The sequence below is a fragment of the Rothia dentocariosa ATCC 17931 genome, assembly GCF_000164695.2.
Lineage (GTDB): Bacteria > Actinomycetota > Actinomycetes > Actinomycetales > Micrococcaceae > Rothia > Rothia dentocariosa.
In genome coordinates, this window is sequence record NC_014643.1 from 2,210,258 (window position 1) to 2,233,068 (window position 22,811).

The following is a 22,811-nucleotide window of genomic DNA, read 5'->3' on the forward strand; positions in this document are numbered from 1 at the left end:
GCCCCGCCAGCCTCGCCTTCGTTTCCCCCAGAGTAACCCTGCGCGTATAAACCATTTTCAGCCGTATACGATGAAAAACTCTGAATATTGTTTGACTTTTCATCTAAATCTCCAGCACCTACACAGAAATTCCACGTACACTGAGAGAACTCATTGCGTGCGTAAGCCGGTTTATGCACGCCCTCCGTGAATCTCCCGCAGGGATTTACAGTGACCGAGCCCGCAACACACGAAAGGCACCCGCCGTGACATCACCTAGTACCGTTCTTGAAGGTGTGCCAGGGGCACTCATCCCGGGCACCAGATTTGAAATAGAGCTGTTTGGGGCAACTACACGGTATTGGCAGTACGGTGCGGGCATGAACACCGGCGTTTTTCCTGTCGAAAGCTCTCCGAAAATCCTGCTGATTCACGGGTTCCGCGGCGATCATCACGGGCTTGAGATTATTGCGAACAGGCTTCTGAAACTCTTACCCGAAGCTAGTATTATCAGCCCCGACCTGCCAGGTTTCGGGCGTTCAGAAGACCTGCCCATGACTGTTTCTTTACAGGGCTATACCGCATGGTTGCACGCGCTTATTGGGCAGATAAACCCTGCATGCCCTGATGGCTCTGATATTCACGTGGTAGGACACTCGTTTGGATCTATCGTAACCGCCGCTTATGCCACCGAATATCCGCATGGACTTGACCGCCTAACGCTCATTAACCCCATTAGCGAGCCCGCACTTGAAGGGTCACAGAAGATTGCCTCGCGGGCGGCATCGTTTTACTATCGCGTGGGTGCGGCACTTCCCGAACGGTTGGGGTACTCGCTGCTGCGTTCGCAGCTGATTACTCGCGTAACGAGCGAACTAATGATGCGCACTCGCGAACCCGCCATGCGCCGCTTTATCAATAACCAGCACGCCGCATATTTTGGGTCTTTCGGCTCGCGTAAGGGTGTTTTGCAGGCTTACGAGGTTTCGATTTCGGCAACCGCCGCCGAATTTGCCCCGCAGATTCAGGTTCCCGTGCAAATGCTTGTGGCTGAAGACGATGATTTGGGTACCCCGCAGACAGCGCGCGCCATGTTTGCCACGCTTGAGGAGCGCCCGCACTCCCCTGGTGAACGTTTTGAGATGATTCCTGAGGTTGGGCATTTGATTCATTATGAGACGCCTACAGTGGCGGCAGGTTTGATTGCAGAGTTCACGCACGAAGATTTTACGGTGTAATCCCGAGGAGAATCCTATGAAACTTATGGTTGACGCCCGTTATACACGTATTGGCTTTCACGACGGCATTAGCCGGTATACCGCTTCGCTTTTGGGCGCGTTGAAGGATTTGATGGATTCCAGTGCTCCCGAGGTCGCCGATCTGCAGTTGGTGATGGTGATTAGTGATGAACGCCAGCTGCAGATGCTCCCGGATTTGCCGCATGTGAAGATTTGTTCGCCGACCGGCCCCTTAGAGCCGACTGCGGCTCTTCAGCTCAACAAGTACAAGCCTGATGTGGTGTTTTCACCTATGCAGACGATCGGTTCGGTGGGGCGTAAGTTCAAGCTGGTGCTGACTTTGCACGATCTGATTTATTATGCGCACCCAACCCCTCCGGGGTTTTTGCCTGCACCGGTGCGTGCTGGGTGGCGGCTGTTCCATAAGAGCTATACGCCGCAGCGCATGCTGCTGAACCGGGCAGATGCCGTGGTGACGGTTTCGGAGTCTACGGCGCGGCTGATTCGTGAGCACCGATTGACGGAGAAGCCGCTGCACGTGGTGCCGAATGCCCCGCAGCCGGGGTCTGTGGTGAGTGAGGATGAGGCTCTGTGCCGTGCGAAATCGCGGGCTGAGGGCGTGAGCAGGCACCTGGTGTATATGGGTTCGTTCATGCCGTATAAGAATGTGGAGACTCTGCTGTATGCCATGCGTGAGCTGCCGGGGTATACACTGCATTTATTGTCGAAGATGCCGGATACGCGCCGCGCTGAGCTTGAGGAGCAGGGGCTGCTCTCCCCCCTGGCAGCAGGCTCGAACGTGGTGGTGCACAACGGGGTTTCCGATGACGAGTATGCGGAGCTGCTGGAGTTCGCCCATGCATTGGTGACGGCCTCTCGGGCTGAGGGGTACGGCCTGCCCGTGGTAGAGGCGCAGGCTGCAGGCTGCCCCGCCGTGATTAGCGATATCGATATTTTCCGAGAGATCGCCCCGCACGCCGTTTTCGCTCCTGTCACCGAGGATCCACAGGCGGATGCGCCCGCCTGGGTTGAGGCAGTCCGCTCTCTCGAAGACGAAACGGTACGTGACCGTGTGATCCTCGAAGGCTTGCAGGACGCTTCGCACTATTCCTGGCGGGACTCGGCGTTGAAGCTGGTGAGGGTTGTGAAAGGTATGTGAACAAATAACCGTATTAAAAATTTAAAATATGCTTAAGGATATCATCTATACACGTCCCTTTATCAGGACCTTCCCCTACGTTACAGTTATTATAGACACTCTCATAATATTCAACTGAGTTTTTCGTTATATTATTATTTTTACGGGGTAGTGAATCGTATAGCTTTGGCCAATATTTTTTAATAGTTTCTTCCAAATTATCATCAAGAATGGCAAAGTTATGATTATAATAAAGTCCACTGTTAGGATAGTCAACAATATTTCCGTACCCAAAATAATTTAACAATTTTTTATTATTATTTGCTGTATTAATATAATTATCTATATCTTTCTTTATGCGCTCTTTCTGCTTATCTGAGAGAGAACCATTCTCTTGCATCTTATCCTTAATATCATCAAGTGAAGTATCATCTAGTTTTAAACCTAAATTTAATTTATCGATAGAATTTTCGAGGTTATATTTCCTTTTAATGTCATTATCAAATATAGTAAATACTTTAATTCCCAGACTAGTTAATATTGCGTGGCGAATAGGGATCTGTGTTTTCCCATGAGATTCAACAACTTGAACACCTTTATACTCGGGAGAATTGCATGTTCCATTTGCAGAAAAATAACCACTAATTAATGCAACTTCTGTGCTGCCTTCAACAATAATAACTCGATCGGCGAAAAAGGCTTTTGCTAACCCTTTTTCTATAGCAGGAATAATTGTATTATAAGCATCATTATTTATTTCAGACTTTTGATACTTTTCCACATTAGCATCAATTTGTTTTGATACTAATGATATAATATTATCCTTTGTGGAGGAAATTATAATGGATGCATTTTCTTCGGGACATCTTATAACTCGCCTAATATCCTCAAACTTTCTTGGATTTACAAAAGTAGGGCTGTGTGTAACATATGCAACTTGCATGTCTGGTTTTTCAGATAAATTGCGTAATACATGTTCAAAAACCAGCTCTTGTTGCGGATGCTGATAAAGCTCAGGTTCTTCGACAGCAATAAAAATTGTTCTTTCCTGATTTGAGTTAGAAGACTCTGCCAGGTACCGAAGCAAAGCCAATAATAAGGAACGCTGTACCCCATGTCCTTGACGATCAACATTAGTAAGAAGCGATTCCGACTCCGCGATAAAAACTTCAAAAGGAGTCTTAGGCTTTCTAAATTCAATTTCCGCTACTTGGAGTTTAACAGATTTCTCTCCACAGAATTCTTGAAGGATTTTACTTATTCCGCTAGAAACTTCAATGAAATCTTCCTCACCAATAGATTTTTTTATTTTTTCCTGCGCTTCACTAATAATATCATCTACTTTTTCTGATAATTCTTTCCTTTTCTTATATTCAATTATTTTGTCTATAATTCTTCCTAGAACCGTTTTTTGAGATGATTCAAGCGACTCTTCCGATGCTCGCATATCAGCGCTAATAAAAACATAGTCAAAGATCTTTGAGAGAACTTTTTCTTTACGATATCCAAAGAAGCTAGTTGCCTCTGGTGACAGTATCTCCTCAATATCTAAACCACTTATATCATAATTCTTAATATTTTCTTCTGCCTTACTGCCAGATGTAACCTTTGAAAGGTTGTACCTCGGATTTTCATCCACAAATCTGTTATAGCTATCCTTTATCTCAGACTTACTTTTTAAATCTCCGTCTTCATCATAAAGAATTTCGTAGAAAGGTTTATGTACGTATAGGTTAGCAGAGAATTTTTCTGGATTATTATTATCTAAAGGGTTGAAAATTTTCCATACAGATAATTCATCTGATGCGGGTTTTGCATATCCCTCTAATACATCTCTATCGTACTCTGTAATATTATTAAACGTTACTTTAATTTTTATTTCTTTATCTGGTTCATTGCAATCTTCGATAGATAGGTTGCTAGCATTTGCATTAAAAAACCAATCCAAAGCATACAGTATAGAAGATTTTCCTGAACCATTTGGTCCTATAAAGCTGGTTAAATTATTAAAGTCTATAGATACATCTTTGAGAAGTCGAAAATTTTTAATTTCAACGGTTTTAATCCGCATATTTTCCTCCATTAGGATTGATTGTGAGTTCCTCTATCTATACTCTCCAACACCGTAGTCAGAGAATAAATTACAATTACATAGGTAGACTATCGAAATTTCATTTAAAATCAAGAAAACACTCATATGTACATGAAATATTTCTATAACTTTTAGAGTAAAGTAAATGCTATCTTGTATAAAGCTTAGTGATTAGACAACATCCAGCCCATCGCATCGAACCTGCACCGCTCCGACACGCTTGAGCGCCGAGAGCGCCGCACGCACGGAGCGTAACTCGTGGGTGACCTGCGGTGCTTGAGCGTAGGAGAAGAAGAGAATAGCGCGCCAGTCCCCGGGAATCGCATCCTCGGTCCCTGAGGGTGAAGGCTCAGATATATCGCCCTCTCCCCCACCCTCGACTCCGGCATGCACAGATTGGTGCGCAAAGAAATTTTCATCCAGCGGCACAGGCCCGGTTACCCGAACGTCTTCCGGCAGGTTCAGCTCCGTCAGGAACACCTGAACGTCATCCTCGGTACCCGTAATAGCCGCCGTGCGTACTGCCGGGGGCAAACCGATCTGCGAACGCTCATCCAGCTCGTACAGCGCAAACCATGTGGGATCCCACCGGACCAACGCCTGCTCCACCGGGGATGGAGACGCGGTCGTCACTACAACCCCACCCTGAGCCGCAGAACGCACGAGCGCCGCAGCATTGAACCAGCGCCTTAACGCGGCCTCCGGGGCACGCAAAGAATCAAAACGCAGCATAGAATCGGCGTCCAGAAGCAATGCCGCCGCATAACCGCCGAATGCCACAGGCTCAGCTCCGGGGGTCGCCACCACCAGTGCAGGTTCGGCCCCCACCGAAGCACGCACATGGTCTCCCGCCGAAGAAATTACCGGGACACCCCGGAAGGCGCGCCCCAGCTCCTCCGCAGTACGCAATGCCCCCACGGTGCCCGAACGCCACTGATCATACCCGCACTCCGCACACCGCCACTGCTGTGCCAAACGCCCGCACCATGAACAGCTCGGCACCGAAGCACCCGCCGCTAACGAGAGCGGCCCCCGGCACGTATTACAGCGCGCGGGCATGCGGCACCGCTGGCACGAAAACGACGGAACATAGCCGCTGCGCGCAACCTGCACCAACACCGGGCCATGCTGCAGAGCCTCACGCGCACGCTCAAACGCCAACCGAGGAATACGTGCCACAGCCGCCAACGGGTCACGCGCCAACTGATAGTCATTACCCGTCGAAAAAATGCGCGGCGAAAACTCGTGCACCGTCGCCCGAGGTGCCCGCACATGCGAAGCCCACCGGGTGCGTACCAATCGTGCCGACTCACTGCTCATCGCGTACCCGGCGAACAGCGCCGCCGCATCCGTTGCCTGAGCGCGCAATAACAGCACATCGCGCGCGTGACAATAGGGCGAACGGCGCTCCACAAGCGAAGAATCGCCGTCATCCCAGCACACCACCAGCCCCAAATTGGCAACAGGCGCGTATGCTGCCGCACGAGTGCCAATCACAATAGGCACCAGCCCCAAACGCGCCTTCAAATAGGCGTGATACCGGCTATGCGGTTTATCGCTTGAACTCAACCGAACATAAGCACCCGCTGGCACCCGACGTTTCAGCGCGGACTCAAGCCTGTCGAGAGTCTTCTGATCGGGAGCAACCGCCAAGGCACCACGGCCATTCGCAGCCGCCGTCACCACGGCAATAGCCAGTAGCTCAGCCCAATCAAACTCAGGATGCGCGGGCAGCACATTCATGACCGCACGCGCAGGAGACCCAGCCGCCAGATCCTCTAAAAATTCGGCGCCATTCTCATAATCGCTAAAGGCACGGGAATCTTCCGTCGAAACCTGGACGGCAGGCGGATGAAGCTGGTAGGGCGCGAAACCGCCCAAGAGGAAACCGCGAATATCATCGGTCAAAGAGGGCGAACCACTGGTCGGTAATTCTTCAGGAGCTTCTTCCTGCGGCTCGTGGTCGGTATCTGAGTCATCTTCGGCGACCGATTCAGAAACGTTATTTTCCGCCCTATCGGCGGTTTCATCAGATCCTTGCGGCAGACCCATGAGCTCGGAAAACGTGGGCAAAAACTGGGCATACTGTTTATCAAGAGATGCCACGCGCGGCGTCACCGCAAGCCGCAAAACATTTGCCACGGTTGAGGCGTACCGATCGGCAAGCGCCTCTGCAAGGTCAAAAATCTCGGCAGAAACCGCAGGAATCCGCGACAGAACCGATAAAAGCGGCTGCAGACCCTTAGCAACATCGGTTGTTTCGGCGCGCTCCGCAATAAAACCCGTAACCCGCTGCGAGCCGAACCGCACACGCACACGAGCGCCGGGAACCGCCTCTTCGCTCAGCTCAGCAGGAACCTGGTAGTCAAAGGTACGGTCAAGATGCGGCAGGGTATTATCCAACCGAACCCGCGCCACCGGATACGGCACCCCGCTCTGAGCAAGCTGCCGGTGCACATCAACAGGTTCAGGCTCGGGAGGAATCAGGGCATCGCGAAGAGCAGGAAATCCCTGCAACAGATCAGGCTGTTGCAGGGATTCCTGCTGAGCGGGTTCAGAAGCCGAAACGTCCATCGACGAAGTATCGGTAGGGTTCTGAGCATCCGCGTCATTGGGCTGCATACCCGCAGGTCCACGCATTAGGATGCTGAAACCGCCGAACGCAGAGCCTCAACACGGTCCAAACGCTCCCACGTGAACTCGGGTTCATTGCGACCAAAATGACCGTGGGCCGCAGTCTTTTTATAGATGGGTCGCCGCAAATCAAGGTCATTGATAATAGCCAACGGGCGCAGGTCAAAGACCTCACGCACAGCCTTCTCAATCTTGAGGGGATCAACCTTTTCGGTTCCGAAAGTCTCGACGTACAGACCCACAGGGGCCGCCTGCCCAATAGCGTAAGCGACCTGAACCTCGGCACGGTCGGCAAGACCAGCGCCCACAATATTCTTGGCAACCCAACGCATGGCGTATGCTGCAGAACGATCAACCTTCGAGGGATCCTTGCCCGAGAACGCACCCCCGCCGTGACGAGCCGAACCGCCATAGGTATCAACAATAATCTTGCGACCGGTCAAACCGGCATCGCCCACGGGGCCGCCCTGCACAAAACGACCGGCAGGGTTCACAATAAACTTCGTGTTCGAGCTGTCAAAATCGGCAGCATCCAGCACCGGAGTAATCACATGTTTAATAATGTCAGCACGCAAATCTGCTAGATCGTAATCGGCGGTGTGCTGGCTGGAAACCACTACGGTATCAACCGAAACAGGCTTATTATCGGCGTCATACCCCAAAGTGACCTGAGTTTTGCCGTCCGGGCGCAGGTTCACCAGCGTACCGTTTTTACGAACATTCGTCAGACGCTCTGAGAGACGATGCGCCAGCCAAATTGGTGCGGGCATCAATACGTTCGTCTCGTTCGAAGCGTACCCGAACATAATGCCCTGATCGCCCGCGCCCTGGCGGTCATAATCATCAACTGCGATACCGCTGCGAGCTTCTAAAGACTCATATACGCCAGCGTTAATATCGGGTGACTGCTCGCCAATTGATACCGATACGCCGCAGAATTCACCATCGAAACCGCGGGTCGATGAATCGTAGCCAATACCTAAAATAGTTTCACGAACGATCGATGGAATCTCAACATAGCTTGAGGTTGTCACCTCGCCAGCAACATGAACCTGGCCGGTTGTCACCATTGTTTCGACAGCAACATTCGCGGTGGAGTCCTGCGCGATAATGCCGTCAAGAATCGCATCAGAAATCTGGTCACAAATTTTATCGGGATGCCCTTCAGTCACCGACTCGCTGGTGAAAAGGCGTAGATGGTTATTACTCACGGTTTCTACTCTACTAGGTTTGGGGCACGCGGGATACAGTACCCAAGGATGTGAACTCGTGTATCAATTATGACAGAACGTTACACAGGCTCGGAGGGAGGAAGTCACAAACTTAATCGGCTGCACATTAGGCGTATTTGTGCTTTTCTCAGGGCTTTACATACTGTGCAAGAGTGCGCAATATCTGATCGGAAACGACCTGTTTAGAGCCTGAAAAAACAGGTTCTCGATCTGTGCGCGAAGAGAGCAACGTAATCGTATTATCATCGGTTCCGAAACCCTGATTTACGCTCACCGTGTTGAGCGCCAGAAAATCACAACCCTTACGCGCCAACTTCTCGCGCCCAAGCTCAAGCGGGGTTCGCTCAGCTGACCCAGTCTCTGCGGCAAAACCCACAATCAAGCGCGCACCGGCACCTGTCTTCTGTCGAAGCTCCACGACTTCACGCAGAATATCCGGGTTGCGTACCAGCTGAATTGTGGGAGCGTCCGAAGAATCTGCGGTCTTCTTAATCTTGTACTCGGCGTATTCGGCAGGCCGAAAATCTGCAACCGCTGCAGACATAATAAGCATATCGGCGTTGTTCTGAGCTTCCAGCACGGCATCGCGTAGTTCACGGGCGCTCACCACTCGGGTTACCTGTACGCCCTCAGGCGCGGGGACTTCAAGGTTAGCGCCGATTAGATGTACCGATGCCCCTAGATCACGCGCAGCCTGTGCCAAAGCTACACCCTGTTTACCTGTTGAGCGGTTACCCAAAAAACGCACCGGATCCAAGGCCTCACGGGTGCCTCCCGCCGTAATCACAATGCGTTTCCCCGCCAAAATTCCAGGTCCGGGCTCAACACCTAATGCAAATGAGCTGCTAGACTCTTTCGCTGAGCCAGTGTGAACCGGGCGTGTGGGCGTATATCCTGGAATCTGCGAAGGATGCTGCTCCCCTTTCGGGAACTCGGCAATTACGCGCTGCGCCGCCTCAAAAATATCTTCCGGCTCCGGCATGCGGCCCACACCCGAATCGGGACCCGTTAGACGCCCAACCGCCGGTTCAATCACGTGATACCCAAGTTCGCGTAAAGTCTGCACATTCGTTTGCGTTGCCGGATGTTCCCACATCTGAGTGTGCATCGCGGGAGCCATAATCACCGGCGCGTGAGTAGTCAGTACCGTAGCAGAGAGCAAATCATCGCAACGCCCAGCCGCCAACCGAGACATCAAATCGGCGGTCGCCGGTGCTATAACAATCGCATCCGCAAGTTCCGCCTGGCGAACATGGTTAACCTCAGGAACACGCTCAAAAACACTCGTGGAAACCGGATTGCCGCTCAGGGCCTCGAAGGTAGCTTTACCCACAAACTCCAAGGCAGCTTCGGTGGGCATGGCAATAACCTCATGCCCATCTTTTGCGAAAAGACGAAGGAGCACTACCGCTTTATATGCGGCAATGCCCCCTCCAATACCAACGATAATGCGCATGGTATTTACAAACGTTCCTTACTCAGCGGAGTCGTCAATAACAACCTCTTCAAGAGCAATAACCTCTTCGGTACCGGCAGGAATGTATTCCTCCTCGATAGCACCGAAATCAGCGTCGCCCAGACCCAAGGATGCGAATTCCTCAGGAACCAGGTAACCATCTTCGTTGAAGTGCCCATCCGGCACGTGATCGGCAACAATCTGATCTGCCATAATTTCACGCATTGCAACCGAAAGAGCCTTGTCATTAGCCTCAGACTCAACCAGAGGACCAACGTGGTCGCCCGCGCTCTCCTGCAGATTCGCGTAATAAGCGTTAATCTGGCGAGCACGACGAGCACCGAAAATCACCAGCCCGTACTTAGACTCAGCCTTCTGAATCAGCGCATCCGCGCTGGGGTTCACAATCCCCTCGGGAGCTACGCCATCAACGAAGTTGTAGTCTTCGTGCTCTTTGATTTCGTTTACCACAGAAACTCCAATATGTTGTCTTTGTACACTGCTGACATTCATGTACACGAACTCAGCCAAAACTAAAGCAATATTCTACCGCTAAACTCGGTAAAAATCACGTACCCTAATGAGAAAGCACAGTAATACCCAGCACGCCGCCAAAATACGTACCTATGCTTCAGCAGATTCAGCACCCACGATGTGCGCAATCTCCTGCGCCGCGCGCTCTACTGAATCATTGACCACGGTTACGTCGAACTCGCTTTCAGCCTCAAGCTCGATTTTGGCGGTCTCAAGACGCCGCTGCTGTTCCTGCTCCGATTCAGTACCGCGCCCCACCAGTCGAGACACGAGTTCATCCCAGCTGGGCGGTGCCAAGAAAATCAGCTGTGCCTCCGGCATAGACTCCCGAATCTGCCGAGCCCCTTGAAGATCAATCTCAAGGATTACCGGGCGACCAGCATTTAGAGCTTCCTGAACCTTAGCACGCGGAGTACCGTATTTATTCTTACCGTGCACTACCGCATACTCAAGCATCTGCCCGTCGGCGATCATACGATCAAATTCCTCATGCGAGACAAAATAGTAGTGCACACCCTCTTCTTCGCCGGGGCGAGGGTCACGAGTAGTTGCCGAAACGGAAAACCAGACGTTCGGATAGTGCTCACGAATATACTGGCAAACGGTTCCCTTACCCACGGCGGTGGGACCAGCCAGAACGGTAAGTCTAGGTTGAGCAGTCATCGGGTTCTCCCTGCGGTGTGATGTAATAATGCGTATTTTATCCGGCGGCGAGAACTACCGACCGTTGCGGCGGCGTGTATGCCGAACATTGCGGTTAAAATACTCCACCATTTTACGGCGTTGATGCACGCCAAGACCGCCCAAACGACGGGTCGGCGCAATCTGCAGCTCTTCCATAATTTTTTCGGCACGCACAGCACCAATTCCCGGAAGGGCACGGAGCATTTGATCGACAGGCATCTTTGCAAGAGCTTGGTCGTCATCGACCAGATCGAGTACCTGACGTACCGACAGCTCACGGGTAGAAAGTGCCTGCTTAACTTCCTGGCGGCGAGTACGGGCAAGCAACGCCTTTTCACGTGCTGATGCACGCACCTCATCGGTTAGCGGCGTAATCGGCATGGGGTCTCCCATCAAGCGATATATGTATATAAATCAGCGTTCTTACGTTTTCTAACTTAGCATGTTGCGCTGTAAAACGATGAACTGAGGTTCGTAACGTAAAGCCTTTCAGACTCAACACAGCGCAATGGCGCACAGAGCAGATAAACTCTATACGCCACCACACGATCACAACGAGTTACGATGTGCCACGTGCACGCACTAAATCGTCACGTGCACTCCGCGCCGCCCGCGCCAGGTCAGTCAGCTGCGGACCTGCAGAGAGCACGCCACGGCTGGAATTCACCAAAACCTGAGATTCAACACCTGCAAAAATTCGGTATAGGTCCTCAGCGCTAGCCCCCTGGGCACCATATCCCGGCGAAAGAATGGGACCGTTGAAAGTGCTCAGGTCTATCGCCAATTCTTTGAGGGCCTCCCCTACAGTGGCGCCCACAACTAGACCGCATGAACCCATGCGTTCCCAGGTCTGTGCAGTGTTCTCTGCGGTAGCTGCGGCAATAACCTGCTTCGCTACCGCGCCGGTATCTTCTGCTTTGCCCACATGCTGCACACTCTTACCCTCAGGGTTTGAGGTCAGCGCCAGCACGAAAGTTCCACGCTGGTTCGCAGTTGCCGCATCCAGTGCTGGGCGAAGCGACTCGAAGCCCAAATATGGGCTTAGCGTGACCGAATCCGTGCCGAGTGGTGAAGAGGTACCGAGCCAAGCATCCGCATAGGCTTTCATAGTCGAGCCAATATCACCGCGTTTTGCATCCGCCACGATTAGAACCCGGTCTTCATCGGCGCGAGCAAAGAGCTCTTCCAACACGGCAAGACCTGCGGAACCGTGGCGCTCAAACAGGGCAACCTGGGGTTTAAGCGCTGCGGCATAGGGGGCGCATCCTTCGTAGACAGCTGTGGTGAAGGTACGCAGAGATTCGGCAGAATCTTCCAGTCCCCACGCCTGCAGCAGGTTCGGATGCGGGTCAATACCCACACACAACGGACCGTATTCGTCCATCGCAGCCGCAAGACGATCACCGAAGGGGATCACGAAAGTTCCCCCTCACGCACCTGTTCGCCCTTGTCCTGCCCCTGCTCGCCGGTACAGGCGGTCCGCAAGAACTCACCATGTTCTTGCAGATTTATAATCTCCCAGCTACGCTCGCGCAGCGCGGTAATAGCCTGAACAGCAGCCGCAAACTCCGAAATCGTGGTCATCACAGGGCAACCAACGCTGACCGCAGCCGCACGGATCTCGTAACCATCGCTACGAGCAGCACCACCGGCAGGCGTATTCAAAATCAGATCGATTTCACCATTGCGCACCATATCAACGATCGAATGCTGACCGTTTGCTTCCGCAAACTTGGAGGCAACCGTGGAATTCACACCATTGCGACGAAGTACATCTGCAGTGCCGCCGGTAGAGACAATCTCGAAGCCCAGCTGTTCAAGCATCTTGGCATAGATAATCACATTGCGCTTATCATGGTTAGCCACCGAAACGAAGACTTTGCCCTCGGTCGGTAGCGGTGACCCCGCACCTGCCTGGGCTTTCGCAAAGGCAGTATCGTAAAGGGCGTCAAGACCCATGACTTCGCCGGTCGAGCGCATTTCGGGACTAAGTAGGGAATCAACCACCACACCCTCAGGAGTGCGGAAGCGGCTAAACGGAAGAACCGCTGCCTTAACTGCAATTGCAGTATTCTGCGGCAGGGATGCACCATCCATGTTCTTAGGCAAGTATCCCTCTGCCTTCAGCTCAGCAATGCTCTTCCCCAAACCGATCATCACGGCCGCCTTAGCCAGCTGCACTCCGGTTGCCTTCGAGACAAACGGAACGGTGCGAGACGCGCGTGGGTTCGCTTCAATCACGAACAGATTCTCGGAGACGTAAGCAAACTGAATATTAATCAGGCCCCGCACTCCGGTACCACGCGCAATAGCCTCGGTTGCTTCTTTAACCTTGGCGATCACATCGGGACCCAAGGTAATTGGCGGCAAGGTGCAGGAGGAATCACCTGAGTGAATGCCAGCCTCTTCAATATGTTCCATAACGCCGCCCAGGTAGAGCTCGGTGCCGTCAAAGAGCGCATCCACATCAATCTCAATAGCGTCTTCCAGGAACTTATCGATGAGCGCTGGCTGAGAGGGAGAAACCTCGGTCGCATTTTCAAGGTAGCGTGCGAGATTTGCCTCGTCATAGACGATCTCCATACCGCGCCCGCCCAGCACATAGGAAGGACGGACCAACACCGGGTATCCAATCTCATCGGCAACGCGTTTGGCACCCTCGAAGGTATATGCGGTACCATTCTTCGGCGAGATCAGGCCACCTTCTTCCAGCACACGCGCAAATTCGCCGCGGTCTTCGGCGAGGTCAATAGCCTCGGGAGTAGTGCCCAAAATCGGCACACCGGCATCTTTGAGGGCTTTCGCAAGCTTCAGCGGAGTCTGTCCGCCCAACTGCACGAAAACGCCCAACAAGCCGCCCGTGCGGCGCTCAGATTCAACAATTTCAAGCACATCTTCCAAAGTCAGCGGCTCAAAATACAGACGAGTCGAAACATCGTAATCGGTCGAGACAGTCTCCGGGTTACAGTTCACCATAACCGTCTCGTACCCCAGCGAACGCAACACTAGCGAAGCGTGTACACAGGAATAATCGAATTCGATACCCTGGCCGATGCGGTTCGGCCCCGACCCCAAAATCATGATGGAGGGAGTCTCATGGTGAGCGACCTCATCCTCAGAATCATAACTAGAGTAGTGATAGGGGGTAAACGCCTCGAACTCAGCGGCACAAGTATCAACAGTCTTGAATACGGGGCGAATACCTAGGGCATGGCGCACGCCGCGCACAACGTCCTCAGAAGAACCGATAATCTCTGCGATTTGCGGGTCAGAGAAACCGTGGCGCTTTGCCAGCTGCAGGATTTCAGGGGTCAAGTTATCGCGATTTTCCCGCAGAATCCCGGCGACTTCATTCAGCAGCACCAGCTGATCTAAGAACCATGGATCAATCTTGGTGGCTTCAAAAACCTGCGCGATAGATGCACCCGCCAAAAGCGCCTGCTGCACCTGGTAGATACGCTGCGTGGTGGGTACTTTGGTCTTCTCGATAAGCGCGTCAAGTTCTTCGGCGTTTAGTTGCTGCTTCGTGAACGAGAAAGAAGCACCTTTCTGCTCTAGAGAGCGCATAGCCTTCTGGAGTGCTTCGGTGAAATTACGGCCCAGCGCCATTGCTTCACCCACCGATTTCATGGTGGTTGTGAGAGTCGGATCAGCGGCCGGGAACTTCTCAAATGCAAAACGCGGCACCTTGACGACCACATAGTCGAGGGTCGGTTCAAAGGATGCGGGCGTTTTCTGGGTGATGTCGTTCGGAATCTCATCCAGGGTGTAACCCAGCGAAAGTTTGGTCGCAATTTTAGCGATCGGGAACCCGGTTGCTTTAGACGCAAGCGCTGAAGAGCGTGAAACGCGTGGGTTCATTTCGATAACGATGATGCGCCCGGTCTTAGGGTCTACGGCAAACTGAATATTGCATCCGCCGGTATCAACCCCAACTTCGCGGATCACGTTGATAGCGATATCGCGAAGTTTTTGGTACTCACGGTCGGTGAGGGTGAGGGCAGGCGCCACCGTGATGGAGTCGCCGGTGTGCACGCCGACCGGGTCGAAGTTTTCAATCGAGCAGACGACCACGACGTTGTCATTTTTGTCGCGCATCATTTCAAGTTCGTATTCTTTCCAACCAAGAATAGATTCTTCGAGCAGAACCTCGGAGGTAGGCGAATACTGGATACCTGCGCCAGCAATGCGGTAAAGATCTTCTTCGTTGTAGGCCATGCCGGAGCCAAGTCCGCCCATGGTGAAGGAAGGACGCACGACCATGGGATAACCGAGCTCTTTGGCTGCTTCAAGAGCTTCCGGCATGGAGTGCACAATGATCGAACGTGCCGATTCGCCGCCCGCGCGCTCTACCACGCCTTTGAACGCTTCGCGATCTTCGCCCAGGTTTATGGCTTCGATATTTGCGCCAATGAGTTCAACATCGTATTCGCGCAGAGTTCCCTGCTTATCAAGAGCAATAGCAGCGTTGAGTGCAGTCTGCCCGCCCAAGGTAGGAAGAATGGCGTCTGGGCGTTCTTTTTCGATAATCTTAGCGATGACTTCGGGGGTAATCGGCTCAATATAGGTGGCATCCGCAAACTCCGGGTCGGTCATAATGGTTGCCGGATTGGAGTTTACGAGGACAACGCGCACGCCTTCTTCTTTGAGCACGCGTAGAGCCTGAGTGCCGGAGTAATCGAATTCGGCTGCCTGACCGATGACGATCGGACCTGAGCCGATGACAAGGACGCTGTTAAGGTCGGTACGACGTGGCATTTAGGCTTCCTTTGCAGTCTTCTTGGTAGAGGTCATGAGGTCGATAAAACGGTCGAAAAGGTATGCGGAGTCGTGCGGACCTGCGGCTGCCTCCGGATGGTATTGAACCGAGAACGCGGGAATATCTTTGCAGGTTAGCCCCTCGACCACGTTATCATTCAGCCCCACATGGGAAACCACGACCTCGCCGAATTCGGAGTTGGGGGCGGTTACGTATTCACCGATAGGCGCATCGACGGCAAACCCGTGATTTTGGGCGGTTATTTCAACTTTGCCGGTGGTTTTATCCATGACGGGCTGGTTGATACCGCGGTGTCCAAAGGGCAGCTTGTAGGTCCCGAACCCGAGCGCACGACCGAGAAGCTGATTGCCAAAGCAGATACCGAAGAACGGGGTGCCCTGGCGCAGTACACCCTGCAGGAGTTCAACCTGTTCGTCAGCAGTCGCCGGGTCGCCGGGACCATTGGAGAAAAATACGCCGTCTGGGCGAAGCGCATTTACGGTCTCAAGGGTTGTGTTTGCGGGCAGTATATGTACACGCACGCCGCGTTCCGCGAAACGCTGCGGGGTCATAGATTTGATGCCAAGATCGAGTGCGGCAATGGTGGCAACCGGCGGAGCGAACCAGCCGTATTGGTGAGGTTCAACTGTGTAGGCTTCCGTCACGGAAACGGAATCGGCAAGTTTACGGCCCGCCATCGGCTCGGAGGCGCGCACCGCTTCCAAAAGTTCGGCTTCGGGGCGATTGGCGTGACGCCCCGAAAAAATGCCTGCACGCATTGAACCGCTGGAGCGTAGGCGGCGAGTCAGCGCACGAGTATCAATGCCTTGAATGCCCACGATACTTTGGGTCCTGAGTTCGTCATCCAGGGTACGTTCTGCACGCCAGTTGGAGGCAACACGTGCGGCATCTCGTACCACGTACCCGGCAACCCAAATTTTGCGGGATTCTGCATCTACCTTGTTCACACCGGTGTTACCGATATGAGGCGCGGTCTGTATCACGATTTGCCCTGCGTAGGAGGGGTCGGTCAGTGTTTCTTGGTAGCCGGTCATGCCGGTGGAAAATACTGCTTCGCCTAAGGATGCGCCAATTGCTCCATACCCGTAGCCTCGGTAGATGGTGCCGTCCTCAAGAACGAGTAACGCGCGGTCCGTGCCCAAAGCACCGGAACGTGTCATCTCAGTCATGCTCTTACTTTCCTTTTCTCGGTGGTCTGTTCCCCTGCTTGTGCCCGTTATAAGTGGAACACTGTGTGCAGGAAATTCTTGGTATGCCGTTCGTAATTAGCGGGCATTTTGTGGGTGAGTTGTATGTGTATTAGTGATGTGCCGTCTCTTCCCGCACCCATTTTTCGGGGCTATCGACCGCATCCGGCGAGATCTCGCGAAGCTTCTCAAGCGTAATTTTCTTCTGATCAGCATAGCGAGTGCGAAATCCGGTCTGCACACGGTGGCCGTCAAGAGTCCAACCGATCACTATAAGTCCGTCACGTTCTACAACCTTGCCGATCATTCCCCGCCCGGTGGTAATGACCGCAAGTTTCTTCGCGGGAATCCACAGGTCTTTAGCCCCGTTGCGGGTGAAGATAATGCCGTCCGAGTAGATCAGGAGCGTGGATTTTGTTTTGAACCCTAGCTGGTCGAACCCCACACGGTTCAGTTCATCACCGAACATCGTAGTGCTCACATACTCCCCCTCAAACGCCGCCTCGGCTTTAAGCCCGTCGTAGCGTTCGGGAACGTCTTTGAGCGAACCGAACATCGTGGACTGCCGCTTGAGACGGGATTTCCAGCCGCGCCAAATACCGAAGAAGCACAGCGCCACCACGGCAACGCAGATAAGGGTGGGAATTAGTTTTTCCACGGTTCTTCTTTCTCCTCGGTTTATTGCAGAGGTTTTACTCCTGTATTAGGAACGATCAAGCCTGCCGGTGAGGGCTCGCGAGCTCGCCATTCAAAACGGTCGGATGCCCCGCGTAAAAAGTTGCGCGCACAGCACCGGGAACCTCCATCCCACGATACGGGTTGTTCTTGCCCTTCGTGGCCTGCTCCTCAGGCTTAATCACACGGGTAGCCTTCGGATCAACCAACACTATATTTGCTGGTTCACCTTCGGCAAGCGGACGGCCCTGCTCAGCATCCAGGCTGCCAATTTTCGCCGGAGTTTCGCTCATAATCCGTGCGACATCAGCCCAGGTAATATGCCCTGGCTCCACAAGGGTCATCTGAATAATCGAGAGAGCCTGCTCAAGACCGGTCATGCCGTTTGCAGCACACGCCCACTCGCATTCTTTGCTTTCTGCCGGATGCGGTGCATGGTCGGTACCAATAACATCAATAATGCCGTCGGCAACAGCTTGGCGCAGAGCAAGCACATCCTCTTCGGTGCGTAAAGGCGGGTTCACCTTAAAAATCGGGTCGTAAGTGCGCGCCTTTTCATCGGTCAGAATCAGGTGATGCGGGGTGACTTCGGCGGTTACCTGCACACCGCGAGACTTAGCCCAGCGCACAACCTCTACCGAGCCTTTAGTCGAGAGGTGGCAAATATGCAGACGCGAATTCAAATGCTCAGCCAGCAGAACATCGCGGGCGATAATAGCTTCTTCCGCGACAGCAGGCCAGCCGGTAAGCCCCAGATCGGCGGAAACCTTGCCTTCATTCATCTGAGCACCCTCAGTTAGACGGGGCTCCTGCGCATGCTGCGCGACCACGCCGTCAAAAGTCTTTACGTATTCAAGAGCACGGCGCATAATCGCCGGATCGTAGACGCACATGCCATCATCCGAGAACACTCGAACCTTGGCATCAGAGGTCGCCATAGAACCAATGTCTGAGAGGAATTCGCCTTTCAACCCAACCGTCACCGAGCCGATGGGCTGCACTCGGCACCAACCAGACTCTTTACCCAGACGGTTAACCTGCTCAACTACGGCTGCAGTATCTGCAACGGGAAGCGAGTTCGCCATCGCAAAAACAGCCGTGTAGCCACCTAAAGCCGCCGCGCGAGTACCGGTCTCTACGGTTTCAGAAGCCTCATATCCGGGCTGGCGCAGGTGAGTATGAATATCGACCAGGCCCGGAAGAGCAATCTGACCAGAGGCATCAACGATCTGAGCGTCTGCAGTCTCTATATCGTGACCGATACTCGCAATTTTGCCATCCTCAATCAGGATATCGGCAACGCGCTCACCCAGCAGGGAGGCGCCTTTAATAAGGTACGTGCTCATGTATATTCCTTCTTTCGGATAGCATTAGGATTCGTCGCCGGAGTATAGTTTCTCGCTTGACCCGTCAGTCAAGAGCAGGTACAGCACCGCCATGCGGACCGCCACGCCGTTACTAACTTGGCGCAGCACCCAGGCGTTCTGAGAATCGGCGGCTTCGGCGCACAGCTCCAGCCCTCGGTTCATGGGACCGGGATGCAGAATTGCGATTTCTTGAGGCTGCGCCAGCAGATTCTCGAAACGTTCTTTGGTGAGTCCCCACAGGGTGGTATATTCCTCTGCTGAGGGAAAGTAAGCGGCGTTCATACGCTCTTTTTGGATGCGCAGCATCATAACCGCGTCAGGTTTTGTAGCGACTGCGTCATCGAAATCGTGGAAAACCTCAAGTCCCCAATCCTGCTTCCAACGCTCAGTATGCACAGGCAAAAGCGTAGGCGGAGCCACAAAAGCGACATCGGCCCCCAGATTTTTTAGCAACCACAGATTCGACCGCGCCACGCGAGAGTGCAGAATATCCCCCACGATCAGCACACGCATACCGTTTAAATCGGTTCCTCGCGGTGATTCCAGACCATCACGCTGAGCCTTAAACTGGCGCAGCGAAACCGCATCTAAAAGAGCCTGCGTTGGATGCGCATGCGTGCCGTCCCCCGCATTTAGCACAGGAATATCGGTCCACCCGGCCTCGGCAAGACGCTGCGGAGCACCCGAAGCCGAATGACGAATCACGAAGGCATCCGCACTAATCGCTTTGAGAGTCTGAGCAGTGTCTTTGAGGGATTCTCCCTTAGAAACCGATGAACCACGCGCAGCAAAATTGGTGATATCGGCGCCCAGACGTTTCTCTGCGGATTCAAAGGACAGTCTGGTACGCGTTGAGTCTTCAAAGAAAAGGTTGACTACAGTCTTACCGGCAAGCACATTGAGCTTCCGGTTTTCTGCCTTAACCTGTGCCATATAATCAGCAACGTCGAGTATTTCAATGGCCTGAGTTCGTGTGAGATCGCGAGTGTCAAGCAGATGTTTCATGAAAGCTGTCCTTCCAGCTGAATGATATCAACGCGGTCTGTGGCGTTATCCGTTTCTTCGAGTACCACACGAACCTTCTCTAAGGCACTGGTCGGAAGGTTTTTTCCCACGTGGTCGGCGCGAATTGGGAGTTGCCGGTGCCCGCGATCAACTAACACGGCAAGACGCACCAGAGCCGGACGTCCGTATTCGTTAAGGGCGTCCAATGCGGCCCGAACAGTGCGGCCGGAGTACAGAACATCATCGACGAGAACCACATTTTTGCCGTCGAGACCGCCCACCGGGATCAAGGACTCCCCCGCGCTGCGGTTTTCATATTCCTCATCGGTGAGGTCATCGCGATACGATGTAATATCGAGAGCGCCCAGGCCATTTTTGAGATCAAAATTTGAGTCATTTGTCTGGATGCGCTGTGCCAGACGCTGTGCCAACGGGTATCCCCGAGACCGAATACCTAAAAGCACCAGGTTATCGGTTCCCTTATTAGACTCAAGAATTTCAAAAGCAATACGTGTAAGAGCGCGACGGATCTCATCGTCGCTAAGGATAGTGTGCCCTTCATTGGGCGTTTTTATTGGCGCGCCTATGGGATGCGCACCAGGCTCATAGGGTACAGATGTCCCCGACACAGCCGACTCCTTCCCCGCCTCACGGGACGGATTTAAAGGTTTCTTGCTTTTACCAAGACTACCATACGTACCACGCAGTTCAGGGGTATGTGTTTCTGAAGTTTTAATTTTTTTGGAGTCAAAAATCCTCTACATATCATGCAATAAACGCTCATGTTCCCTGAACAAAGACTCATAAAACGTCGAGAGTCCATTATGCTAGTAAAAGCATCACCGATAGTACAACCACACCGAGGACTGCATCATGGAAGATCTCTTTGAGGGCCTGGTAAGAATTATCTTTGGGATTCTTGCAGCCCCTATCGTTTTCGTGGCGCACCGCTACTTTAAGCGCCGCAACCGAATGCGCACCCGGCAGCTTACGGAGCTTGGCTTTGCTTCTTCTACTCAGGTGATTCGGCATACTCTTGGAGAGACTCAACGCAACTCATACTTCTCGGTTATCGGTGCAGTCCTCTTCGGACTATGTACTCTCATCATGGCATGGATTTGGGTATCTTCCTCTTTTGACACTATCGCTGCTATCCTACTGAGCGTCGTTGCTCTATGCACTCTTGTCTTCATCTGGTACTACCGCCGGTCCTACGTTGAGTTCAGGCTATACGAGTTTATGAGATCCCGGCTTGGCGAGGGCGTTATCACTCTTGACTACGCTGATATTGATGCCTATACATTTACCTACAATAAGTTTGAAACCGCTCTTAAAATCACCACGGTATCCGGCATATCATTTGAGCTCGATCCCGCCATTCAAGACTGCCGTTACCTCTGTGCCATGATTGCTATGCGTATGCGTTCTAATCGTTGGCCTGATCCGTCCTCAGACCGTGATATGAGCGTTGTGCTTCATATGATGCGCACACAACACTGGCTCAAGTTCCTACTGCACGTACGTGAAGGGTCTAACCTTGCTGTTAATAATCTCGCTTCTACCCAGCATCGCAATACTCGGTACACCCATGAGGGCAGCGAACTTTTTGAAGAGGCTAAACGCCAGCTCGGGTTCTATGCATAACCCGGCTTGATCCGTATGAATGTATACTAAAAGCCGCCTCAAACCCCTAAAAAGCAGGGGTTTGAGGCGGCTTTATAACTGAGCCGTTTAAGCAAGCAGAGTCGGTTTTACCTGGCGCAGCTTATCCAAAAGACCGTTAACAAATTTCGGTGAATCGTTTGTAGAGAGCACACGCGCCAAACCGGTTGCCTCCGAGATAGCAACCGCATCTGGAACATCATCATTATAGAGAAGTTCCCACGCGCCGATCCGCAAAATTACGCGGTCGACAGCTGGCATACGCTCAAACGACCAGTCACGCGCATAGGTCTCAAGGTATTCTCGAATCTCGTCATCATGTTCACGTACGCCGCGCACGATCTCTTCAGCATAAGCCGAGATCTGAGCGGCAGTATGCAGACGGCGTCGCTTCAGCACATCAATAATGTCTTCTTGACGCTGATCGGCTTCAAAAAGTACCTCGACGGCACGTAAGCGGGCTTTGGTACGAGAGTTCATTAGTCGTTAACACGGCCCAGGTAATCGCCGGTACGGGTATCAACCTTCACCTTGGTTCCTGTCTCCAGGAATAGTGGAACCTGAATTTCATAGCCGGTCTCAAGAGTTGCAGGCTTATTGCCACCAGTGGAACGGTCACCCTGCAGGCCAGGCTCGGTGTAGGTAATTTCAAGAACAACAGAGGCAGGAAGCTCAACATATAGCGGAGTACCCTCATAGAGGGCTACAGTCGCGGTCTGCGACTCCAGCATGTAGTTAGCAGCATCGCCCACCACAGCTGCAGGAACATTAATCTGATCATAGGTCTTCAGATCCATGAAGACGTAGTCTTCGCCGTCCTGGTAGAGATACTGATAGTCGGAACGATCAACAGTAGCAGTCTCAATCTTAGCGCCAGCATTGAAAGTGCGGTCGACAACCTTACCGGAGGTTACGTTACGCAACTTGGTACGCACAAACGCACCACCCTTACCGGGCTTTACATGCTGGAACTCAACAACGGACCACAGACCGCCATCAATCTTGAGGATTGCACCGTTTTTAATATCAGTGGTAGATGCCATACGGCTCTCCTTCGTATTGTCGACGCTTACACACAACACGATGCGTGTTGCCGCAGGCGCTAAGTTATCAATGAGCAAATAATGTCGCCCTTTAGTTTACACTAT

General features: G+C 52.6%; 19 protein-coding genes. 3 read left to right on the forward strand and 16 right to left on the reverse strand.

The features are described 5' to 3' along the window. Nucleotides 1–245 precede the first annotated feature (245 nt). Complete coding sequence (locus tag HMPREF0733_RS09470; protein ID WP_041322111.1) at nt 246–1,217, forward strand: alpha/beta fold hydrolase; 972 nt, start codon at nt 246–248, stop codon at nt 1,215–1,217. Nucleotides 1,218–1,233: 16 nt separating this feature from the next. Beyond that, complete coding sequence (locus HMPREF0733_RS09475) at nt 1,234–2,376, forward strand: glycosyltransferase family 4 protein (RefSeq protein ID WP_013399106.1); 1,143 nt, start codon at nt 1,234–1,236, stop codon at nt 2,374–2,376. Between the two features lie 13 nt (nt 2,377–2,389). On the opposite strand, the gene HMPREF0733_RS09480 is transcribed toward HMPREF0733_RS09475, so the two are convergent. The 14 genes from HMPREF0733_RS09480 to pyrR all read right to left on the reverse strand — a co-directional run bounded on the left by HMPREF0733_RS09480 (nt 2,390) and on the right by pyrR (nt 20,630). Beyond that, nucleotides 2,390–4,426, reverse strand: coding sequence for an AAA family ATPase (locus HMPREF0733_RS09480; RefSeq protein WP_168160874.1), 2,037 nt, complete (start codon nt 4,424–4,426; stop codon nt 2,390–2,392). Nucleotides 4,427–4,618: 192 nt separating this feature from the next. After that, nucleotides 4,619–7,069 (reverse strand): primosomal protein N', encoded by a 2,451-nt coding sequence (locus tag HMPREF0733_RS09485; RefSeq protein ID WP_115333645.1) that lies wholly within the window; start codon nt 7,067–7,069, stop codon nt 4,619–4,621. A 17-nt stretch (nt 7,070–7,086) separates the two neighbouring features. After that, nucleotides 7,087–8,292, reverse strand: coding sequence for a methionine adenosyltransferase (gene metK / locus HMPREF0733_RS09490; RefSeq protein ID WP_013399109.1), 1,206 nt, complete (start codon nt 8,290–8,292; stop codon nt 7,087–7,089). A 148-nt stretch (nt 8,293–8,440) separates the two neighbouring features. Beyond that, complete coding sequence (locus HMPREF0733_RS09495; protein WP_013399110.1) at nt 8,441–9,769, reverse strand: bifunctional phosphopantothenoylcysteine decarboxylase/phosphopantothenate synthase; 1,329 nt, start codon at nt 9,767–9,769, stop codon at nt 8,441–8,443. Between the two features lie 18 nt (nt 9,770–9,787). Then, on the reverse strand, nt 9,788–10,240 hold the full coding sequence (gene rpoZ / locus HMPREF0733_RS09500) for a DNA-directed RNA polymerase subunit omega (protein ID WP_004004717.1): 453 nt from the start codon (nt 10,238–10,240) through the stop codon (nt 9,788–9,790). Between the two features lie 153 nt (nt 10,241–10,393). Next, a complete protein-coding gene (gene gmk / locus HMPREF0733_RS09505) occupies nt 10,394–10,966 on the reverse strand; it encodes a guanylate kinase (RefSeq protein ID WP_013399112.1) in 573 nt (190 codons plus the stop codon). A 54-nt stretch (nt 10,967–11,020) separates the two neighbouring features. Next, nucleotides 11,021–11,368: an integration host factor, actinobacterial type gene (mihF, locus tag HMPREF0733_RS09510; protein WP_013399113.1), complete on the reverse strand. Its 348-nt coding sequence runs from the start codon at nt 11,366–11,368 to the stop codon at nt 11,021–11,023. A gap of 178 nt (nt 11,369–11,546) precedes the next feature. Continuing rightward, a complete protein-coding gene (gene pyrF / locus HMPREF0733_RS09515) occupies nt 11,547–12,404 on the reverse strand; it encodes an orotidine-5'-phosphate decarboxylase (protein ID WP_013399114.1) in 858 nt (285 codons plus the stop codon). Further along, nucleotides 12,401–15,745 (reverse strand): carbamoyl-phosphate synthase large subunit, encoded by a 3,345-nt coding sequence (gene carB, locus HMPREF0733_RS09520; RefSeq protein WP_013399115.1) that lies wholly within the window; start codon nt 15,743–15,745, stop codon nt 12,401–12,403. The genes pyrF and carB overlap by 4 nt, the downstream gene beginning before the upstream one ends. Continuing rightward, a complete protein-coding gene (gene carA / locus HMPREF0733_RS09525; RefSeq protein WP_013399116.1) occupies nt 15,746–16,936 on the reverse strand; it encodes a glutamine-hydrolyzing carbamoyl-phosphate synthase small subunit in 1,191 nt (396 codons plus the stop codon). A gap of 130 nt (nt 16,937–17,066) precedes the next feature. Further along, nucleotides 17,067–17,612: a PH-like domain-containing protein gene (locus tag HMPREF0733_RS09530; RefSeq protein WP_013399117.1), complete on the reverse strand. Its 546-nt coding sequence runs from the start codon at nt 17,610–17,612 to the stop codon at nt 17,067–17,069. A gap of 55 nt (nt 17,613–17,667) precedes the next feature. Beyond that, the gene (locus HMPREF0733_RS09535; RefSeq protein WP_013399118.1) at nt 17,668–18,975 is read right to left on the reverse strand and encodes a dihydroorotase; all 1,308 of its coding nucleotides are present in this window, start codon (nt 18,973–18,975) and stop codon (nt 17,668–17,670) included. Between the two features lie 24 nt (nt 18,976–18,999). Continuing rightward, on the reverse strand, nt 19,000–20,001 hold the full coding sequence (locus HMPREF0733_RS09540; protein WP_013399119.1) for an aspartate carbamoyltransferase catalytic subunit: 1,002 nt from the start codon (nt 19,999–20,001) through the stop codon (nt 19,000–19,002). Continuing rightward, a complete protein-coding gene (gene pyrR, locus HMPREF0733_RS09545; RefSeq protein WP_004004726.1) occupies nt 19,998–20,630 on the reverse strand; it encodes a bifunctional pyr operon transcriptional regulator/uracil phosphoribosyltransferase PyrR in 633 nt (210 codons plus the stop codon). Before pyrR ends, HMPREF0733_RS09540 begins: the two co-directional genes overlap by 4 nt. A gap of 244 nt (nt 20,631–20,874) precedes the next feature. Between pyrR and HMPREF0733_RS09550 the strand changes: the two genes are divergently transcribed. Next, complete coding sequence (locus HMPREF0733_RS09550; protein ID WP_013399120.1) at nt 20,875–21,645, forward strand: hypothetical protein; 771 nt, start codon at nt 20,875–20,877, stop codon at nt 21,643–21,645. A gap of 87 nt (nt 21,646–21,732) precedes the next feature. On the opposite strand, the gene nusB is transcribed toward HMPREF0733_RS09550, so the two are convergent. Together nusB and efp are read right to left on the reverse strand one after the other, a co-directional pair. Continuing rightward, on the reverse strand, nt 21,733–22,143 hold the full coding sequence (nusB, locus tag HMPREF0733_RS09555) for a transcription antitermination factor NusB (RefSeq protein ID WP_004004728.1): 411 nt from the start codon (nt 22,141–22,143) through the stop codon (nt 21,733–21,735). Beyond that, complete coding sequence (efp, locus tag HMPREF0733_RS09560) at nt 22,143–22,706, reverse strand: elongation factor P (protein ID WP_004004729.1); 564 nt, start codon at nt 22,704–22,706, stop codon at nt 22,143–22,145. The genes nusB and efp overlap by 1 nt, the downstream gene beginning before the upstream one ends. Nucleotides 22,707–22,811 lie beyond the last annotated feature (105 nt).

Bases quoted from the DNA above. Each gene is read 5' to 3' on its own strand.
- HMPREF0733_RS09475 (WP_013399106.1), top strand. From the start codon at position 1,234: ATGAAACTTATGGTTGACGCCCGTTATACACGTATTGGCTTTCACGAC.
- HMPREF0733_RS09480 (WP_168160874.1), bottom strand. From the start codon at position 4,426: ATGCGGATTAAAACCGTTGAAATTAAAAATTTTCGACTTCTCAAAGAT.
- HMPREF0733_RS09485 (WP_115333645.1), bottom strand. From the start codon at position 7,069: ATGCAGCCCAATGACGCGGATGCTCAGAACCCTACCGATACTTCGTCG.
- HMPREF0733_RS09495 (WP_013399110.1), bottom strand. From the start codon at position 9,769: ATGCGCATTATCGTTGGTATTGGAGGGGGCATTGCCGCATATAAAGCG.
- gmk (WP_013399112.1), bottom strand. From the start codon at position 10,966: ATGACTGCTCAACCTAGACTTACCGTTCTGGCTGGTCCCACCGCCGTG.
- mihF (WP_013399113.1), bottom strand. From the start codon at position 11,368: ATGCCGATTACGCCGCTAACCGATGAGGTGCGTGCATCAGCACGTGAA.
- carB (WP_013399115.1), bottom strand. From the start codon at position 15,745: ATGCCACGTCGTACCGACCTTAACAGCGTCCTTGTCATCGGCTCAGGT.
- carA (WP_013399116.1), bottom strand. From the start codon at position 16,936: ATGACTGAGATGACACGTTCCGGTGCTTTGGGCACGGACCGCGCGTTA.
- HMPREF0733_RS09535 (WP_013399118.1), bottom strand. From the start codon at position 18,975: ATGAGCACGTACCTTATTAAAGGCGCCTCCCTGCTGGGTGAGCGCGTT.
- HMPREF0733_RS09540 (WP_013399119.1), bottom strand. From the start codon at position 20,001: ATGAAACATCTGCTTGACACTCGCGATCTCACACGAACTCAGGCCATT.
- HMPREF0733_RS09550 (WP_013399120.1), top strand. From the start codon at position 20,875: ATGGAAGATCTCTTTGAGGGCCTGGTAAGAATTATCTTTGGGATTCTT.
- nusB (WP_004004728.1), bottom strand. From the start codon at position 22,143: ATGAACTCTCGTACCAAAGCCCGCTTACGTGCCGTCGAGGTACTTTTT.
- efp (WP_004004729.1), bottom strand. From the start codon at position 22,706: ATGGCATCTACCACTGATATTAAAAACGGTGCAATCCTCAAGATTGAT.